The organism is Okibacterium sp. HSC-33S16 (genome assembly GCF_024171565.1).
Classification (GTDB): Bacteria; Actinomycetota; Actinomycetes; order Actinomycetales; family Microbacteriaceae; genus Mycetocola_A.
Genome location: NZ_JALJZZ010000002.1, coordinates 274,421 through 292,783, shown reverse-complemented (window position 1 = coordinate 292,783; position 18,363 = coordinate 274,421). Strand labels below are relative to the sequence as shown.

Below are 18,363 nucleotides of genomic sequence, written 5' to 3'. Positions count from 1 at the left end.
AGTGAGGCTCACCGCTCAGGCTGATACTTAGGCGACGCGAGCACAAGGGGTTAGTGCGGGGCGTGGTACTCGGCTTCGCCGCGCTTCCAGTACCCCTTGACGATGGCGGTCGCCGGGTCGAGTTGCCACCGGTCGAAAACCAGCGCGCGACCCGATCGCACAATCGACTGCTCGGCGGCGATGAACGCGAACACGTCCCCGGCGGGGCGGTCAGCCGCACCGAGGCTGTCGAGCGCTGAGCCGAGGATCGAGCTCTCCGGGGCGTTCCCCCGATGCACCCAGCGCACCGTGATCCCAGCCGGCGCGTCGAGAGCCTGCTCGAAGGCAGCATCCGTCACTTCGACGAAAACGGTGCCGATGGCATCCGCTCTCATGATCGACAGGAATCGTTTGATCGCGGGCAGGGCGGTTTCGTCGCCGGCGAGGAACCAGCCGTCGGGCTGCCCGTTCATGACGAGTGAGCCGCGAGGGCCGCCGATGCCGACCGTTGAGCCGAGCGGTGCGGTGGCGGCCCACGGGCCGGCCACCCCAGCATCGCCGTGGATGACGAATTCGAGGTCGAGGATGCCGGCGTCGGCGTCCCAGGCGAACGGCGTGTACTCGCGGCTGACCCCCGTGCGCAGAACAGCCGGGTCGGTGCTCGGCTCACCGTCCGGATTGCGGAAGAAGACCCGAATGTGGTCGTCGGAACCGAGCGACCCGAAGCCGCGCAGGTCATGCCCTTCGAACCGCAATCGGGCGTAGGTCGGCGTGATCCAGTCACGCCGAGTGAGGGTCGCGGAGCGGAAGACGAGCTCCCGCGGGGTACGGGTGAGCGAGAAGGCCACGAAAACTCCGAGTTCGACAAAGTGTTTACTTTTAGGTTAGCCTAACCTTCACTGCCTCGCCCCCTTGGGGGGTGCCGCACCGGCCGTTCGGCCATCAATCCCTGTGAACTGGAGATCTTCCGATGACCCCTGCCCGCACTCGCGTCCTCTCGCTCAGCGCACTCGCGCTGGCCAGCGCCCTCGCCGTTTCCGGTTGTGCGTCGACTCCCGCTGAGTCAGCCCCGGCGACGGCTGCCGCCACCGAGATTGAGGTGACGCACGCACAGGGAACGACCGAGGTGCCGGTGAACCCGGACAAGGTCATCACCTTCGACATGGCTTCGCTCGACACGCTTGACGCACTCGGCGTCGAGGTCGCCGGTCTGCCGCAGCAGAACGTCCCGGAGTACCTCAGTGAGTACGCCGACGACAAGTACCTCAACGCGGGCACCCTGTTCGAGCCCGACTACGAGGCCGTCAACGCGGCCGAGCCCGACCTCATCATCGTGGCGAACCGCTCCGCGGAGGCCTATGACGAGCTCAGCAAGATCGCTCCGACCATCGACCTCACCCTCGACTGGGAGAACTACCTGCCGAGTTTCCGCACCAACGTCGAGACGCTCGGCGAGATCTTCGAGAAGGACGACGAAGCCGCAACGGCACTCGATGAGATCGAGAACAAGATCGCGGCAGCGAAAAAATTGACGACGGATGCCGGTACCGGCCTGATCATCATGACCAATGCCGGCGAGATTAACGCGTTCGGCAGCGGAAGCCGCTTCGGCTGGCTGCACGATGAGCTTGGCCTCCTCCCCGCGATTGACGACGTTGACGCGGCCACTCACGGTGACCCCGTCTCGGCCGAGTTCATTCTCGAGACCAACCCCGACTGGCTGCTCGTCATCGACCGGGACGCCGCCGTCGGCGAAAGCGGCTCAACCGCCGAGCAGGTGCTCGACAACGAGGTCATCGCCGGAAGCACCGCGTGGCAGAACGACCAGGTCATGTACCTCGACAGCGTTCCGTTCTACGTCGTCATGAGCGGCCTCAGTGCCGTCAACCAGATGGTCGACCAGATCACGGACGGCCTGGGCTAATTTCCGCTGCACCCTCTCTCGAAGCGCCCTCCGTGACCGAGGACGCTTCGGCGCACCCGAAACCCCGGCGCCGCTCGGCCTTCTGGCTGACCAGCGCCGGGGTCGTCGTCGTCCTCCTCGCCGTCGCCAGTACATTCATCGGCGTGAGTGACGTGTCACCGATGAGCCTTCTCGAGCAGGGACCAGACGGTAAAGCGGCCCAGCTGCTCGTGGTCAGCCGACTCCCCCGCACCCTCGCCCTCGTGCTCACCGGTGTGGCCATGTCGATCGTCGGCCTCATCATGCAGATGCTCGTGCGCAACAAATTCGTCGAGCCGTCGACGACCGGCACCGCTGAGTCCGCCGCCCTGGGCCTGCTCGTGGTCACCATCGTCGCGCCGACGCTGCCGCTCTTCGGCAAGATGCTCGTTGCCGCGCTCTTCGCCCTGGCCGGCACCGGGCTCTTCCTGCTCATCCTCCGCCGCATCCCGGTGCGCTCGATCGTGCTAGTTCCCCTCGTCGGCATCATGCTCGGCGGCGTCATCGGCGCGGTCACGACCTTCTTCGCCTACCGGCTCGACCTGCTGCAGACCCTGGGCACCTGGATGACCGGCGACTTCTCCGGCATCCTCCGCGGCCGGTACGAACTGCTCTGGATCGCCCTCGCGATGACCGTGGTGGCCTGGATCGCCGCCGACCGGTTCACCGTTGTCGGCCTCGGCCAGGAGTTCACCACCAACCTCGGCCTGCACTACGGCCGGGTACTCGCGCTCGGCCTCACCATCGTCGCCGTCGTCACCGCCATTGTCGTCGTCACCGCAGGAGTCATTCCGTTCCTCGGCCTCATCGTGCCGAACATCGTCAGCATCGCGAGAGGCGACAACGTCAGACGCTCGATCCCCTGGGTCGCCGTCCTTGGGGCGGGATTCGTGCTGATCTGCGACATCATCGGCCGCGTCCTTCGCTTCCCCTATGAGATCCCGCTCGGCATCGTCGTCGGTGTGATCGGCTCTGTGCTCTTCCTGTACCTGTTGCTGAGGAGGCCGGCACGTGCCCACTGACACCCTGGCCCGCTCCCGCGTCGACTCGATTCTCGCCGCGACCCGTCGACCGGGCGGGCGACTGGCGATCCTTGCCGCGCTGGCTGCGGCATCCGTACTCCTCTTTCTCACGGCAAACATCACCGGCAGTTGGGATTTCGCGGTGCCGTTCCGTGCCCGCAAGGTGTACGCCATGGTGCTCGTCGCGTTCGCGATCGGTGTGTCGACCGTGCTGTTCCAGACCATCACCGACAACCGCATTCTCACTCCGTCGATCATGGGGTTCGATTCGCTCTACCTGCTCATCCAGACGCTCGTGGTCTTCGTGTTTGGTGCGAGCGCGCTGGCTACGGCCGACGACCGGGTAAAATGGCTGGTCGAGGTTGCCGTCATGGTGGCGTTCTCGACCGTGCTGTTCCGCTGGATCTTCGCGGGTGCGAAGCGCAGCATCTACCTGCTTGTGCTCGTCGGCATCGTCTTTGGAACGCTCTTTCGCAGCCTGTCGTCGATGATGCAGCGGATGCTTGACCCAGCGTCGTTCGCGGTGCTCACTGACGCTTCATTCGCCAGTTTCAATGCCGTCGACGAGGAACTGATGCTGCTGGCCGCGATCGCGGTGCTCGGTGTCAGCGTCGTGGGACTGCGGATGCTGCGGGTGTTCGACGTGATTGGGCTCGGCGAGAGCCATGCAATCGGGCTCGGCGTGAACCACCGGCGCGTGGTGACCGTCATGCTCGTGCTGATCGCGGTACTGGTGTCGGTGTCGACAGCGCTGGTCGGGCCGATCACGTTCTTCGGGCTGATCGTGTCGAACCTCGCCTACGCGCTGCTCGGCTCGTCGCGGCACCTGCTCGTGCTGCCCGCCACCGTGCTGCTCGGGGTGATTTGCCTCGTCGGCGGCCAGTTCATTCTCGAGCACGTGTTCGCACTGGACACTGCACTCAGCGTCGTGATCGAGTTTGTCGGCGGCATCCTGTTCATTGTTCTGCTGCTGAAAAGAGGGGTGCGATGATCTCGATCACGCAAGTAACCAAGCGATACGGGCGGCACGCGGTCGTCGACGACGTGACGCTTGAGCTGGGCGGATGCGGCGTCACTTCGATCATCGGGCCCAACGGCGCCGGCAAGTCGACGCTCCTGTCGATGGTGGCCCGGCTACTTCCGCTCGATGGCGGCTCGATCTCGATCGACGGGCTCGACGTCAGGTCAACCCCGGGCTCGGTGCTGGCCACCAAGGTCGCCGTGCTGCGGCAGGACAACCACCTGGCCGCCCGGCTCACCGTGCAGGACCTCGTGTCGTTCGGGCGCTACCCGTACTCGAAGGGGCGGCTCAACGCCACCGACCGGGAGGCCATTGACCGGGCCATCGGCTACCTCGACCTTGCGCCGTTCGCCGACCGGTTCCTCGATGAACTGTCGGGCGGGCAGAGGCAACGCGCGTTCATCGCCATGGTGCTCGCCCAGGACACCGACTACGTGCTGCTCGACGAACCGCTCAACAACCTCGATCTGCGGCACGCGGTCGAGATCATGAAGCTGCTGCGCGCCGCGGCCGACGACACCGGCAAGCGGATCGTACTGGTCATGCATGACATCAACTTCGCCTCGGTCTACTCCGATGAGATCGTGGCGATGCGCGACGGCCGCGTTGTGGTGCATGGCCCGTCGGACGCCGTGATGCAGTCTGAGGTGCTCGGCTCGATCTACGATCTGCCGATCGACGTGCGTGAGGTCGACGGCGAGCGGATCGGCTTCTACTACCGATAAACCCCTGGCCAGGGCCGAGAGACGCGACGCAGGAACGCGCCCCGAAGCATCCGTTCGCCCACCGAATGGGGTACACCACCGCGTCCTGCCCGCCTGAAAGGGTGTGTGAGGGTGAAAGTATGAAGAAATTAGTTGCACCCCTCGTTCTTGCTCTGGCGCTCACGTTGACCGCGTGTAGCGGGACCCAGACTCCACCGCCCGCCGCCGATTCGGCACCCGCCGAGAAAGCCCCCGTGGTTGAGGCGCCGAAACCGGCCGATCTGGTCGGCTCATGGAAACAGAACAACGCGGCCAGCGAGGACTCGTTCCAGCAGGCAACGATCACGGCCGACACCATCACCATCGAGTGGGTCGCAGACGGCGGAGCGACCACCGCGATTTACTGGGTCGGCACGTTCCAGGCACCGACTGACGCCAACGAACCGTACGTGTGGACGTCGCAGAGGGATGCAGCGGCAACGGACTCCGCGCTGATGGCATCCACCGATGACACGAAGGAGTTCACTTTCGAGGGCGAGGAGATCAGCTACCCCGTCAGCGCACTCGGGATGACAACGACGGTCAGCCTGGCACGCACCTAATACCGTCCCGCGGCGTGGGGTCGCTCGCGAAACCTGTGACCCCACACCGCGTTACCTGAGCATTATTCGAGAATCCGCTCGGAGCCAAAATCGCCGACTTAGGGTGAACGCCACGAGCCGCGACGGAGCGGCCAGAAGGTGGGACTCTCATGAGCGACAACATCGGCACACTGAACACCGAGGATGCGGCGAACGAACACAGCATCCGGGACTGGGCGGACCTCGGGCAGGAGATGTGGTCGTATCTGACCGGCCGCAGCGCGGTGATCGACTACAACGTCATCGACATGACCGTGGAGGTCCCGCGCGACATCGGCCCTGACGCGCCACGGGCCACGTGGAAGTTCAATGGGACAGTCCGAATCACCACGAGCGACAACTCAAGCAGCGGCACCGCGCCTGGCGCGTGACATGGCTACCACGTTCCTGAACATCGACATGGTGTTCTCGCTCGATGAGCCCGAATCGGACGATTCGCCACCGCGAATGCAGGGCACAATGCGGGCGAACGGCACCGATGTTGACGTGTACACGAGCAACCCCGAAGTCCTGTTTGCGGGCCGTCGGCCGACGTTCAGGACCCTGCGCGGTGTCGCGGACGAGTTGGCGCAGCGCGGCTTGACGGTCGCGCTCAGCGGCCCGAACGGAATGATCGCGCGGATTGGGGCGGTCACGAGTCCGGTGGCACAACGGGTGATTACACGCTCGCCGCACATCGAGCTCGGGGCTCCAGCGGCACTCGCGCCGTTACTCACCGCGAAGCGCCGCAGTGCCGGTGCGGTCGCGGCTCTCGAGCCGCCTCCGCCGACGTTGTTCCCGTTCGCGCCGACCTTCGATCGCCGGGTGCGTCGGCGGGTCACCACGACCCACTACACACCCAGCGCTGGGCGGCCGCGGTTGATCTTCACGGTGGGCTCCGAGAACTGGCGCGGCCAGCGGCCGCGCGAGTTCGATCTCCTTCCCACGGTGACGCGAATCGGATCGGGCGAGTCCGCCGACCTGCGGCTGGATGGGCTCCTCGACGCGCACGCCGAGATCGTTCACGACAAGAACGACGAGTACGTCTTCTACCCGTCGGTTCGAGCAGGCGCATCGACGTCGAGTGGCCGGAGAACTGACGGGCAAATCCTCCGCACCGGGGCACGTGTCGAGCTCGGGCCGTGGCGCATGGCGTTCTTCCGCGAGGAGTTCGCCGATCACGGTCGACCGTTTGGTGGACGGGTCGGCGGTGAGTTGTCGGTGCAGAAGCCGCAGCCACCCAGGCACGCTGCGCCGCCGAACCCGGCGAACTAACCGGGCACTCTTCCGCGAGTGGGCGCTGCCCGACACAATAGGGTGAACTGCCCACTCGCCGAGGAGACCCATGACCACCATCGCGATTCTCGGCGCCGGGTCGATGGGTCACACCCACGCGGCGGCCTGGACGGAGCTGGGTTGCGACATCGCCTACGTCTGCAGCCCGTCGGGCACGGCCCTCGCCGAAGCGCCAGGCGCACAGACGGTGACCGAGCTTGCCGAGGTCCTCGCCGACCCGAGCGTTGACATCGTCTCCATCTGCACCCCGACACCGACCCACCGCGAGTTCGCGGTTCGATCGCTGGCCGCCGGCAAACACGTGCTGCTGGAGAAGCCCATCGCCCTGTCCGTGGCCGACGCTCTCGCGATCTCCGCGGCCGCCCAGGCAAGCAGCCGGATCTTGATGGTGGCGCACGTCGTCCGATTTTTTGAGGGGTACCGGCGCGCCCGTGCCGACGTCGAGGCCGGCCGGATCGGCACCGTCCTGTCGGCCCGCGCCAGGCGGCTGATCACCAAACCGGACACACAATGGTGGTACGACCCGGCGGCATCGGGCGGCGCCGTGGTCGACGTGGGCATCCACGACTTCGACCAGCTCAACCTCTTCCTCGGCACACCGGTCGCCGTGACCAGCCGCGCAGCGAGCGCCCTCGGCCCGATCGAGACAACCGTCGACTATGAGTCCGGCGCGCTCGGCACGGTGCTCACCTTCGCCGATCTCCCTGAAGGGGCCCCGTTCACGACCTCGCTCGAGCTCATCGGTACCGACGGACTCATCGACTACGACTTCTCGGCCGCTGGCCCGACGGCGACCGAACCGGGTGCCGGAGTGAACTCCTACCGACGTGCGACCGCGACCGGCAGCTCGAGTGAGACGCTGCCGAGCGTCGACGCCTACGTGCGGCAGGCTGCGTACTTCCTGGAGTGCCTGCGCGACGCGACCGATCCCGATTATTGCCCGACGGCATCCGCTGTTCTCGCTCTTGATGTGGCACTGGCCGCTCGACAGTCGCTTCTCAGCGGAGAAACCGTGCTGCTCGAAGAACGAGCTTGAGGACGCCCCGACCTGCCCCGCCCCGCCCCGAGAGGACACCGTGACCGAACTGCGCCGAGGAACCCTCACCCTGCCGACGTCCGTCAACGGCCCGTCGAACCCGCTGCCCAATCTCTTCGGCACGGGCGACATCCACGCGGCGTCGGGCTTTGAGGATGCGGCGGCCGAGGGACCGACCGGCGAACTCGCCGAAGACGCCCGGCCGAGCCGCGGCCAGACCGCGATGCCGTACCTCGACCAGGACGGCTATTCGGCCACCGAAGAACCGCGCGAGCACGCCACACTCGTGCTCGAGAACGCGCACATCACCGCCACCTTCCTTCCCAACCTCGGCGGGCGGCTCTGGTCGCTCGTCGACCGCGGCACCGGCCGGGAGCTTCTGCACCAAAACGACGCCATCCGGTTGCGCAACCTCGCTCTCCGCAACGCCTGGTTCGCCGGCGGCGTCGAGTGGAACATCGGCATGATCGGCCACTCGCCCTTCACCTGCTCGCCGATGCACACCGCGGCGCTGAGCGGCCCGAACGGCGAGGTTGGCCTGCGCTTCTTCGAGTACGAGCGCATCCGCAACGTGAGTTTTCGCGTCGACGCGTGGCTGCCAGACGACTCCCGTGAACTCTTCGTCCGCGGCACGATCCTCAACGACCAGCCCGTCGCGACGCCGATGTACTGGTGGTCGAACATGGCCGTCCGCCAGCACCCGGACACTCGCGTGCTCGCCCCGGCGACCGCCGCCTGGAAGTACGGTTCCGAACGGGTGCTCAGCGTCGTGCCGATCCCCGAGGTCGACGGCGTCGACGTGACCTGGCCCGGGCGCACGAATGAAACCGTCGACTATTTTTTCGACACCACCGGCGAGCGGATGCCATGGGTCACCGCGCTGGACGGCTCCGGTTTCGGCCCCGTCCAGACGTCCACCGCAACGATGCGCGGCCGCAAACTCTTCGTCTGGGGTCAGGATTCCGGCGGCAGGCACTGGCAGGAGTGGGTCTCGGGCGATGACTCGTACTGCGAGATCCAGGCGGGGCTCGCCCGAACCCAACTCGAATACCTGAAGATGCCCGCTGCCACCGAGTGGTCCTGGGTCGAGGCGTACGGCGCCCTGCAACTCGACCCTGCCAGCGCGCAGTCCGACGACTGGGCCGCCGCCACGGACGCTGTCGCCGAGAGCCTGGCCGCCCGTCAGCTCGAGCAGCGGCTCGCCGAACTGGCCGGCCGCGACGCGTCCGATGAGCTCATCGTCGAGGTTCTCCCGAACGGCAGCGGCTGGGGCGCGGTCGAGAACGCGCTCCGCGAGCACTCCGGGCGCGATCCGCTTCCCGCCCACAGCTACCCTTTCCCCACGGATGCCTCTGGCGACGACACACAATTCTGGCTGCGTCTGTTGCGTGGCGAGCCCGCAACGCCCGACGGGCTCGACCCGAGCAAGCCACCGCTCTCCTACCAGATCGACCCGCGTTGGGTGCCGCTGCTCGAGCAGCGCACCGACTGGCTGGCTCAGCTGCACCTCGGGGTCATCGCGGCAGCGGGTGGCTCGTTCACCGAGGCCGAGCGACTCTGGCATACCTCAACCGCTCAGGTGCCGAACGCGTGGGCACTCCGCAACCTCGGTGCGCTCGCCGACGACCGCGGAACTCACACCTCCGCCGTCGAGTTCTACCGTGCGGCCCACGACCTGGCGCCAGACCTGCTACCGCTCACGCGGGAATTCCTCGCCGTCCTCGCCCGGTCCGGGCTGCACTCCGAGGTCCTCGAACTGATCGACGCGCTCGAGAGCGAGGCTCGCGCCGACGGCCGAGTGCGGGTCGCCGAGGCGCGGGCGTCCCTCGCTACCGGCGACGTCGAGCGGTGCCGGGGCATCCTCGAGGATGACCTCACCCTGGTCGACCTGCGCGAGGGTGACTCGCTGCTCGAGACCCTGTGGAACGAGTACGCGGCCGCGGCGGGGTCACCGGGTGAGCCGCTGCCGCCGCAGTACGACTTCCGGATGTGAGCCACGCGGGCCGCTTCGCCCAGCTCGCCCCGCGGCATCCGTCGTTCGAATGTCACAAGACCGCGGTAAACCGGCGTCATACCGCGTGTTTGCGGCATCCGAAGCGCACGGCGTGGCTGAAATCGGCGTTCCGGATGTGACGATTTTCACCGAATACTCACCCTCGGGTGCCACGATGCACTCATGACGGTGACGACGACATCCAAACCACTCGCGCAGCAGCTTCGCGAGGCCGGTCTGGGCTGGATTCCCGAGTCCGGCGACCAGTTCTGCCTCGACACATCGGAGTTCGAGGGTGAAGTGTTCACGGTCAGCGACATGACCATCGAGCCGCACGACTACGACACGGGCACCATCCTCGGCTTCAACGGCACTACCGAGTGGGCGCTCGACTCCGTGGCGCTCGAGAACACGCTCTGGCTTCCGCGCGAAGATCAGCTGCGCGAGCTGCTCGGCACGACCTTCAGTTTCCTGCTTCGTGTCGACGATATGTACGTCGTGGAGATCGACCGTGCGGGAGAGAAGCTGCGCTTCGACGCACCGACGGTGCCCGACGCGTACGCCCTCGCCGTTTTGGGAGTGCTGAGCGCGCAGACCGCCTGACCCGAGGCATCCGCTCGCTTGTGCATCACCGGGTGATCGATTGAGGCAGCTCGTCGCCTCCACCACAACACCCGGCACGCGAGATCCCAGCCCACAATGCTCCAGGCACGAAAAAGGCCGCCACCTCAATCGGGTGACGGCCTTTCGACTCGGGAAACTACGCGACCAGCGACGGCTCCACTGCGAGCGAGCTGACCAGGAGCTCGTCGCCCACCACACCGACCTCGATGGTCGATCCGGCAGCGAGTTCACTGTCGACCATCAGACCGGCGATGCGGTCGTCGACCTCACGCTGAATGAGGCGACGCAACGGGCGAGCACCAAACTCGGGCTCGTAGCCGTGTGTGGCGATCCAGTCGACGGCCTCGTCACTCACCGACAACGACAGCGACTGGGCCGCGAGCCGACCGGTGGTCTGCCGCAGCATCAGGCGCACGATCTCGTGCAGCTGCTCCGCGGCAAGCTTGCGGAAGAGCACAACCTCGTCGATCCGGTTGAGGAACTCGGGTGGCATGGCCTCACGCAGCTTGCCCATGACGCGGTCGCGCAGCGCCTTCTCCGAGCCGAAGCCGGTGCTGTCGTTCGCGGCGTCTGCAATGAAGCCGAGGGCTCCGCTGCGGCTGGCCAGGAATTCCGAGCCGATGTTGGACGTCATGATGATCACCGTGTTGCGGAAGTCGACCGTGCGACCCTGTCCATCGGTGAGGCGTCCGTCGTCGAGCACCTGCAGCAGCAGGTTGAACACGTCGGGGTGTGCCTTCTCGATCTCGTCGAGCAGAATCACCGAGTACGGGTTGCGGCGCACACGCTCGGTGAGCTGCCCGGCCTCGTCGTAACCGACGTACCCGGGAGGAGCACCGACGAGTCGCGAGACCGTGTGCCGTTCACCGAACTCGCTCATGTCGAAGCGCAGCATCGCCGACTCGTCGCCGAACAGCGAGAACGCGAGGGCCTTAGCCAGCTCGGTCTTACCAACACCGGTCGGTCCGAGGAACAGGAAGCTGCCCACCGGACGGCTGGGGTCGCCCATCCCTGTGCGGTTGCGGCGAACCGCCTTCGCGATCGACGTCACCGCGTCCTCCTGGCCGATGACCCGGGTGTGCAGGTCGGCCTCAAGGTGCGCGAGTCGCTGCCGGTCACTCTGGGTGATCCGGTTCGCCGGAATTCCGGTTGCCCGCGAGATGATCTCCGCGATGTGACTCTCATCAATCACGGTCTGCGAAACGGATGCTGTCGCTTGCGACTCTGCAGTCGCAATCCGTGCGCTCAACTCTTCAATCTCATCCCGAATGCGCGACGCATCCTCGTACTTTTCGGCGGCTACAGCCGTGTTCTTCTCGGCCTCGAGCACCGCAAGCTGCGCGTGCAGTTCACTCGTGTCGACGACAGGACCACGGTGCAGGCGCATGCGCGCACCGGCCTGGTCGATGAGGTCGATCGCCTTGTCGGGCAGGAACCGATCGGTCACGTATCGAGCCGAGAGGTCAACCGCGGCACGGATGGCCTCGTCGGTGTAGGTGACTCCGTGGAACTCTTCGTAGCTTCCGCGCAGCCCCTGCAGGATCAGTTCGGCGTCGTCGACGCTCGGCTCGTCCACCTGCACCGGCTGGAACCGGCGTTCGAGCGCGGCGTCCTTCTCGATCCGGCGGTACTCCTTGAGCGTTGTTGCGCCGATGATGTGCAGGTCGCCACGGGCGAGGCGCGGCTTGAGGATGTTCCCGGCATCCATTCCGCCGCTTTCTCCACCGCCGCCAGCACCCACAACGGTGTGCAGCTCGTCGATGAAGATGAGCAGTTCGCCCTTGTGCGTGGTGATTTCGTCGACAAGCTTGGTCAGCCGTTCCTCGAAGTCACCGCGGTATCGCGTCCCACCGACCATCGAGGCCAGGTCGAGCGAGATGACGCGCTTGTCCTCGAGCAGGCTCGGCACCTCGCGCTCGACGATCGCCCGGGCAATGCCCTCAACGACCGCGGTCTTTCCGACGCCGGCTTCACCGATCAGGACGGGGTTGTTCTTGGTACGACGCGAGAGAATCTCGAGCGTCTGCGCAATCTCGTCGGCGCGACCGATGACCGGGTCGAGCTTGCCCTCGCGAGCGAGCTCAGTGAGGTCGGTGCCGAACTGGTCGAGCATCGGAGTCTCGCTTGCCTGCCCACCGTTTTGCCCAGCGGATGCTTGCTCCTTGCGCGCAGCCTCGTGTCCGGCCTGCAGGGATTGCGGAGTGACGCCAAACGACGCCAGCAGCTGACCGACGGTCGCCTCCTGGTTCACCACGAAGGCGAAGAAGAGGTGCTCAGGGTCGATGTAGGTGGAGCCGAACGCGCGGGCCACTTGGTGTGCGTCGAGCAGGGCGCGTTGGGCAGCCGAGGTGAGTCCGGGCGATGTGACCGCCTCGTCGTCGGATTTTCCGGGAAGTCGCTGCTCGGCGGCGTCTGCGATCTCCTCCGGGTCTGTGCCACTGGCACGGAGTGCGTTGGCGACCATGTCGGTGCCGACGAGAACGCGCAGGATGTGCAGCGCGTCAACTTCGGTGTGGCCGTGCTCAATAGCGAAGCGGGCTGCGTCAGCAAGCACCGCGTGGGTGCGGCGACTGAGCAGCTTGGTCATGTCGATGGTGCGTCCCGACTGGGCGGCACGCTGTCCCTGCAGGTAGCGGGCAAGGAACTCGTCGAACGATTCGCTGCCGGAGCCGGCGGGGCCGAAAAATGTTGGCAATGGGACCTCCAGGTACTTGAGTGCCTACGACTCAACTTAACGCTGGAGATATTGTTCTATTCCCGGGCTGGGAAAAACCTGAGCCGTGCCCGCTCAAGTTTAGAAATGGGCGTGCACCCGCAGCCAGAGTCAGTCGACGGGCAGCAGGGTGGCGCGCTTCGGCTCGCGTCCGTCGCCGGAGGAGCGACCGGTGACCCGGCGGCCGATCCACGGCAACACGTACTCGCGGTAGTACCGGGCCGTGTTGCGCGAACGGGCGCCTGAGCCCGCGTCGGCGACCTCCTCGACGCCCCATTCGGCGGGCACCGGAACGTCGAGCGCGGTGAGCACGTTCGCGGCGACGCGCGCGTGGCCCAGGGCGTTGAGGTGAAGCTTGTCGACCGACCAGTAGCGGCTGTCGGTGAGCGTCTCGTCCGCCCAGTTGTTAACGAGGGTGACCGGCTTGGCGTGCAGGGCACCGAGCACCGCGTCGGCCAACTGGTCGCCCCGCCGCTGCATGAGGCCACCGAGCGGCAGGTGCCTGGACGGGTTCGCCCCGGCGAGCACGACGACATGGAGTCCGTCCTGTTGCAGCGCTCGGTCGACCACCTTGAGCGTCTCGTCGACGACCCAGCTGATTGTGACGCGGGGACGCATGATGTCGTTCCCGCCACCGTTGAAGGTCATCAGGTCGGGTTTCAGAGCGAGTGCCGGCTCCAGCTGTTCCGCGATGATCGGGCCGAGCTTGCGGCCCCGGATGGCGAGGTTTGCGTAGCCGATCGGCTCGTCCGCGACCGCCTGCAGGCCGAGCGCCACGAAGTCGGCCCAGCCGCGCACTCGCCCGTCGGGAAGTTCGTCACCGACGCCTTCGGTGAAGCTGTCGCCGAGCGCGACGTATCGCGAGAACTGTGCGGTCATGTATGAAACTCCGAACGGATGCTCCACCGCACCGGATGCGCGACGGGGCACGTTCCATTATCACCGCAGCCGCGTGCAGCTCAGCCGCTCGAGGTCAGGCGTGCCAGCTCGGGGCCGATACCGATATCGACCACGGCGATGCGGCCAACGTAGTGCGAAGCGGGAGCGAGGAGAAGCCCGGTTTTGCAGGCGCCGAAGGTGACCGTGAGATCGGCGGCGAGCGCGGTCGGATCGGGCACCGAGCCATCATCCGGGTGCACGCCGCTCGGCAGGTCCACCGCAACCACGAGCGGAGACTTTTTGCGCGATAGCACCGGCAGGATGGCGGCCACGATGTCCCGAGCTCGGCCGCGGAGCGCCGGGCTTGCACTCGTTCCTGTGCCGAGAATGCCGTCGACGATCACGTCGCAGTCTGAAGCGATGGATGCCGCGGCCTGCGGATCCGTGCCAGCCGACAGCATCCGTGCCCCTGATCTTTCAATCGCCGCTCGACCGTCCTCGTGCATCCGGTCGGCCGTAGGCAGGACGGTGACGTCGACGCCGGCTGCCGCGAGCTCCGCGCCCGCGAAGAGGGCGTCGCCGCCATTGTTGCCGGAGCCAACGAGGAGGAGGACGGAGCCCGGTCGATCGGGCGGAAGCAGCAGCCAGAGTTCGCGGGCGAGCGCGGCAGCCGCCCGCTGCATGAGCGGTTCGCCGGCGGCGAGCAGGGGCGCCTCGGCCGCGCGGATCTCAGCGGCGGAGTACGCCACGAGCGGCTCGGCGGTCACGACGATGACCTCAGCAGGCTTCGCCAGTTGTCGGGCACCCGCGCTCTCGGACCGGGTGCGGGCTGATCCTCGGGACGACTGGTCGGTTCGGCGAGCGCAGGGCCGTGCAGGAATTTCTCGGTGGAGTAGTTCCAAAACCAGTACTCGCCCGGCTCGAAAGTCTGCATGATCGGGTGCCCGGTTTCAGCAAAATACAGCCGCGCGTGTTGGGCTGGCGAGTTGTCGCAACAGCCGATGTGGGCGCACTGGGCGCAGCGCCGAAGGTGCAGCCACCACCCGTCGATCGCCTCGCAGTCGAGACAGATGGTTGCAGGTGGTGCGGCGCTCGGGTCGATGCCCTCACTATTGGCCATGTCATCCCTCCCCGATGGGCGAGAGCCTACTCCGCAGACACGACGGGCGAAACTGTTCGCTCAGCGAGCGCGACTACAGTCGCGCGTATCGTGCACGGGCGAAGCAATACACACCGTACGCGATGAGCCCGAGCGCAACGAGAACCAGCAGCACAACACCAAATGGCAGGTCGGTCAACGACTTCAGAGCGCCATCCAGCCCGGTCGCCTCACTCGGATCCGAGGTGAATCCGGCGATACAGAACAACACGCCGACCACGGCGACCGCGATGCCCTTCGCGATGTAGCCGACTCGACCCAGAACGGTGATCGAGCGGCCGGTTTTGCCGGCGGGCACCGAGATATCGTTGAGGAACTTTTTGCGAGCACCCTTCACAACAAAGTAGACGCCGACCGCAAGCACACCGAGGCCGAGCAGCACGACGAGAAGAACGCCACCCGGCGTTGCGAGCAGTTTTGCCGTCAGGCTCTGGGTCTGACCGGAGCCGCCACTGCCACCACCGCGGGCGACGCTGAATGCCGAGAAGCCGATCGCCAGGTAGGCGACGGCCTTGCCGCCCTCTTTCGCGCGGTCGGCCCAGGCGTCTTTGTCGGTGCCGTGAACCAGAACGGTCTCCAGAACCTGAAACAAGCCGAGTGCCCACAGTCCGACGGTCACCACCCACAGCAGGAACGTTCCGCCCGGGGTCGAGGCGAGACCGCTGAGTGCTCCACTCTGGTCCGCTTCCCCACCGGAACCAAACGCCACGCTGAGCGCGATTCCCCCAATGAGCAGGTGCAGCAGTCCATTGACGGCGAACCCCGTGCGGGCTGCCAGTTGCAGAGCCCGGTTGTTCTCGAGACGGGATGCGGCGGAGCGGGCAGACGGAGTTGCAGAGCGCGAAGACATGACTGTCACCCTAGACGCGGCAGGAAGTCGGCGCCCGAAACGGCGAAACCCTTGCGTTCGGAGGACGCAGTCTGAAAGAAGTCCCGTTTACGCCCCGCGGAGAAACGCGAGCGCTGCGTCGCGGAAGTCCTTCGAGGTCGGGGCGTTGAAGTGATTACGCCCCGGAATCTCGAAAAACTTGCTGTGCGGAGCTGCTGTAGCGAGGGTGCGAGATTTCTCCAGAATCGCGTCCTCACTCCCAGTCGCGAAGAGCACCGGTTGCTGCGGTGGATCCGCCGGGTCGGGCTGCGCGCCTCCGCGCATCCCCTCGACAAGTGATATCAGCGCTTCCAAATCATTCCCGCGGATGCCGCTGGCCATCTTCACGTAGGCGGCCGTCAGTTTGTCGGTGGGTGCGGTTCCGGTTTCGAGACACTCGCGCGCCTGGTCGGTGCGGAACCGCGTAAGCGGATCACCGTCCGGAATTCCACCGAGCACAGCGCGGGTGATCCGGTCGGGGAGGTCGAGGCAGGCCTGCCAGCCGACGCGGGCACCGAGTGAGTACCCGACGAACAGGGCTTCGTCGAGCAGAAAGGTGTCGAGCACGTCAAGTAGATCGCTCACGAGCAACGGCATTGTGTAAGCGTCTGGGGTGTGCGGTTTGCTGCTCGCGCCGTGGCCGCGCTGGTCGATCGCGATGACCCGAAACCCTGCGCGACCCAGTACCCGAGTCCACCCGGCGTGGTGCCAGTTGAGCAGACCGCCCGACGCGAAACCATGCACCAGTACGACGGGGGTTCCGCTCGGGTCGCCGAACTCGTAGGTTGCGATGCGGACGTTGTCCGACGACAGAACGAATCGAGGGTCGGGCGATTCCGGCAGCAAGGGCATGCTCCTATTATCGACGCCAGTAAACTCACCGCATGAGCGCTTCACATGGAGTCACCCACGTTGTCCTCGTTCGCTGGGCACCGACGACCCCTCCGAATGTCCGCGAATCCATTCGGGCGACTGCCCGCTCGCTGGCTACAGAGATTCCCGGCATCAGCCGACTCGTCGAGGGGCCCAGCGTCAGCCCGGAAAACCTCGAGCAAGGGTTCGACTACGCTCTTGTCATTGACTTCGTGGACTCCCACGCTCGGGACAACTACCTTCCTCACCCAGCGCATCTGCCCCTGGCAAGGGAGCTAGGCCAGCACTCCGAGTCGGTCGTGGTTTTCGACGTATAGCCCGCTTTCGTGCTGATCGTCACTTACCGGCGAAGCACCGCCAGACGAGACGATGACCCCGTCCTCAGTGGGACGGGGCCATCGATCATCTAAAACCTAGGAACTCCGGTCAGACCGCGATCGCGACTCGGCTCGCGACGACGGCCGCGATGTGTCCTGAGATTCACCTTCCGTCTCGCGGAGTTTGCGACCACTCGCAATGTCGTCCTGCTCCTTCTGTTGCTTCTTCTCACTCGCCTTCGTATCGCGCGGCGGAAGCTGAATCGCGTCCTCCGCCTCAATCCCACCCTGCAACTGGCGACCGCGCTCCATTTCGGCGTCGAACTCGGCGCCGAAGAGAAGTGAGAGGTTCATCAGCCAGATCCACAGCAGCATGATGATGACACCCGCGATGCTGCCGTACGTCCGCTGGTAGTTCGAGAAGTTGGCGATGTAGAAGAAGAACGCCACCGTTGCGATGGCCATCACCAGCAGCGCGATGAACGCACCCATGGTCATCCAGCGGAACTTCGGCTGCTTCACGTTCGGCGTCCCGTAGTAGAGAATCGCCACCATCAGGATCGCGAGGACCAGGATCACCGGCCACTTCGCAACGTTCCAGACGGTAACGGCGACCTCGCCGAGGCCGATGGCGCCACCGATCGCTTCCGCGATTGGACCAGACACGATGAGCAGCAGCACGATCAGCACCGCGATGATGAGCAGCACCACCGTAATCAGCAGCACCACCGGGCGTAGCTTCCAGAACGGACGGCCCTCGTCGACCTCGTAAATGCGGTTCATCGCCTGGCTGAACGCGTTGACGTAGCCGGAAGCCGTCCAGATCGCACCGACGAGACCAATGACAAACGCGAACCCAGCACCCGGCGCGGTCGCGAGTTGTTCAATCGGACCTCGCAGTGTTTCCGCGGTCGACTTCGAACCTGCACTCTCGATGATCTGCAGCAGCAGATTCGTCGTCTCCTTGGCCTCACCGAAGAGACCGACGAGCGAGATCAAGGCCAACAGTGCCGGGAAGATCGCGAGCACGGCGTAGTAGGTGAGCGCTGCGGCGAGCGTCGTGCACTTGTCGCGGCCGAACTCGCGAATCGTGCGTTTAAGAACATAGCCCCACGACGGTTTCTTGACGTCGGTCGGGTCGTCCGGTTTGCGGGAGTCGTCCGGATGAGGAGCGTGACGCCCCTTCGCGACGCTGTCTTCACGGCCTTGCTGCGCTTCGGTACTCATTCGTTGCCCCTTCGAATCGGCGGCTTTCACCGCCGGCAATTCAAGGTTCGCTGAGCAATTTAGAAGGAACCAGAGGCTCGACGGATGCTC

19 protein-coding genes are annotated in these 18,363 nt (G+C 65.8%); 11 read left to right on the top strand and 8 right to left on the bottom strand.

Annotated features, from left to right (window positions below; translation table 11 throughout):
• Nucleotides 1–50 precede the first annotated feature (50 nt).
• Complete coding sequence (locus L1277_RS15775; protein ID WP_253375553.1) at nucleotides 51–827, bottom strand: siderophore-interacting protein; 777 nt, start codon at nucleotides 825–827, stop codon at nucleotides 51–53.
• Between the two features lie 122 nt (nucleotides 828–949).
• Between L1277_RS15775 and L1277_RS06490 the strand changes: the two genes are divergently transcribed.
• From L1277_RS06490 to L1277_RS06445, 10 genes are all read left to right on the top strand, one after another.
• Nucleotides 950–1,903 (top strand): siderophore ABC transporter substrate-binding protein, encoded by a 954-nt coding sequence (locus L1277_RS06490; RefSeq protein ID WP_253375552.1) that lies wholly within the window; start codon nucleotides 950–952, stop codon nucleotides 1,901–1,903.
• Between the two features lie 32 nt (nucleotides 1,904–1,935).
• Entirely contained in the window at nucleotides 1,936–2,943 is a 1,008-nt protein-coding gene (locus L1277_RS06485; RefSeq protein ID WP_253375551.1) for an ABC transporter permease, read from the top strand.
• Nucleotides 2,933–3,934: an iron chelate uptake ABC transporter family permease subunit gene (locus tag L1277_RS06480; protein WP_253375550.1), complete on the top strand. Its 1,002-nt coding sequence runs from the start codon at nucleotides 2,933–2,935 to the stop codon at nucleotides 3,932–3,934. The genes L1277_RS06485 and L1277_RS06480 overlap by 11 nt, the downstream gene beginning before the upstream one ends.
• Nucleotides 3,931–4,689, top strand: a complete 759-nt coding sequence (locus tag L1277_RS06475; RefSeq protein ID WP_253375549.1) for an ABC transporter ATP-binding protein — start codon at nucleotides 3,931–3,933, stop codon at nucleotides 4,687–4,689. The genes L1277_RS06480 and L1277_RS06475 overlap by 4 nt, the downstream gene beginning before the upstream one ends.
• A gap of 119 nt (nucleotides 4,690–4,808) precedes the next feature.
• The gene (locus L1277_RS06470) at nucleotides 4,809–5,270 is read left to right on the top strand and encodes a hypothetical protein (protein WP_253375548.1); all 462 of its coding nucleotides are present in this window, start codon (nucleotides 4,809–4,811) and stop codon (nucleotides 5,268–5,270) included.
• A 149-nt stretch (nucleotides 5,271–5,419) separates the two neighbouring features.
• Complete coding sequence (locus L1277_RS06465) at nucleotides 5,420–5,680, top strand: hypothetical protein (RefSeq protein WP_253375547.1); 261 nt, start codon at nucleotides 5,420–5,422, stop codon at nucleotides 5,678–5,680.
• 1 nt (nucleotide 5,681) lies between these two features.
• Nucleotides 5,682–6,563, top strand: coding sequence for an FHA domain-containing protein (locus L1277_RS06460; protein WP_253375546.1), 882 nt, complete (start codon nucleotides 5,682–5,684; stop codon nucleotides 6,561–6,563).
• A gap of 70 nt (nucleotides 6,564–6,633) precedes the next feature.
• Complete coding sequence (locus L1277_RS06455) at nucleotides 6,634–7,620, top strand: Gfo/Idh/MocA family protein (RefSeq protein WP_253375545.1); 987 nt, start codon at nucleotides 6,634–6,636, stop codon at nucleotides 7,618–7,620.
• 40 nt (nucleotides 7,621–7,660) lie between these two features.
• The gene (locus L1277_RS06450; protein WP_253375544.1) at nucleotides 7,661–9,613 is read left to right on the top strand and encodes a DUF5107 domain-containing protein; all 1,953 of its coding nucleotides are present in this window, start codon (nucleotides 7,661–7,663) and stop codon (nucleotides 9,611–9,613) included.
• 189 nt (nucleotides 9,614–9,802) lie between these two features.
• Nucleotides 9,803–10,216, top strand: a complete 414-nt coding sequence (locus L1277_RS06445; protein WP_253375543.1) for a hypothetical protein — start codon at nucleotides 9,803–9,805, stop codon at nucleotides 10,214–10,216.
• Between the two features lie 157 nt (nucleotides 10,217–10,373).
• Here L1277_RS06445 and L1277_RS06440 read toward each other — a convergent pair whose 3' ends face one another.
• The 6 genes from L1277_RS06440 to L1277_RS06415 all read right to left on the bottom strand — a co-directional run bounded on the left by L1277_RS06440 (nucleotide 10,374) and on the right by L1277_RS06415 (nucleotide 16,708).
• Nucleotides 10,374–12,932, bottom strand: a complete 2,559-nt coding sequence (locus L1277_RS06440) for an ATP-dependent Clp protease ATP-binding subunit (protein WP_253375542.1) — start codon at nucleotides 12,930–12,932, stop codon at nucleotides 10,374–10,376.
• Between the two features lie 129 nt (nucleotides 12,933–13,061).
• Nucleotides 13,062–13,829, bottom strand: coding sequence for an SGNH/GDSL hydrolase family protein (locus L1277_RS06435; protein WP_253375541.1), 768 nt, complete (start codon nucleotides 13,827–13,829; stop codon nucleotides 13,062–13,064).
• An 80-nt stretch (nucleotides 13,830–13,909) separates the two neighbouring features.
• Nucleotides 13,910–14,596: an NAD(P)H-hydrate epimerase gene (locus L1277_RS06430; RefSeq protein ID WP_253375540.1), complete on the bottom strand. Its 687-nt coding sequence runs from the start codon at nucleotides 14,594–14,596 to the stop codon at nucleotides 13,910–13,912.
• Nucleotides 14,593–14,949, bottom strand: a complete 357-nt coding sequence (locus tag L1277_RS06425; RefSeq protein WP_253375539.1) for a UBP-type zinc finger domain-containing protein — start codon at nucleotides 14,947–14,949, stop codon at nucleotides 14,593–14,595. The genes L1277_RS06430 and L1277_RS06425 overlap by 4 nt, the downstream gene beginning before the upstream one ends.
• Before the next feature lie 73 nt (nucleotides 14,950–15,022).
• Nucleotides 15,023–15,838, bottom strand: coding sequence for a DUF1206 domain-containing protein (locus tag L1277_RS06420; protein ID WP_253375538.1), 816 nt, complete (start codon nucleotides 15,836–15,838; stop codon nucleotides 15,023–15,025).
• 87 nt (nucleotides 15,839–15,925) lie between these two features.
• Nucleotides 15,926–16,708, bottom strand: a complete 783-nt coding sequence (locus L1277_RS06415; protein ID WP_253375537.1) for an alpha/beta fold hydrolase — start codon at nucleotides 16,706–16,708, stop codon at nucleotides 15,926–15,928.
• Nucleotides 16,709–16,740: 32 nt separating this feature from the next.
• On the opposite strand from L1277_RS06415, the gene L1277_RS06410 reads away from it, so the two are divergent.
• On the top strand, nucleotides 16,741–17,046 hold the full coding sequence (locus tag L1277_RS06410; RefSeq protein ID WP_253375536.1) for a Dabb family protein: 306 nt from the start codon (nucleotides 16,741–16,743) through the stop codon (nucleotides 17,044–17,046).
• Between the two features lie 96 nt (nucleotides 17,047–17,142).
• Here L1277_RS06410 and L1277_RS06405 read toward each other — a convergent pair whose 3' ends face one another.
• The gene (locus L1277_RS06405) at nucleotides 17,143–18,273 is read right to left on the bottom strand and encodes a YihY/virulence factor BrkB family protein (RefSeq protein ID WP_253375535.1); all 1,131 of its coding nucleotides are present in this window, start codon (nucleotides 18,271–18,273) and stop codon (nucleotides 17,143–17,145) included.
• Between the last annotated feature and the right edge of the window lie 90 nt (nucleotides 18,274–18,363).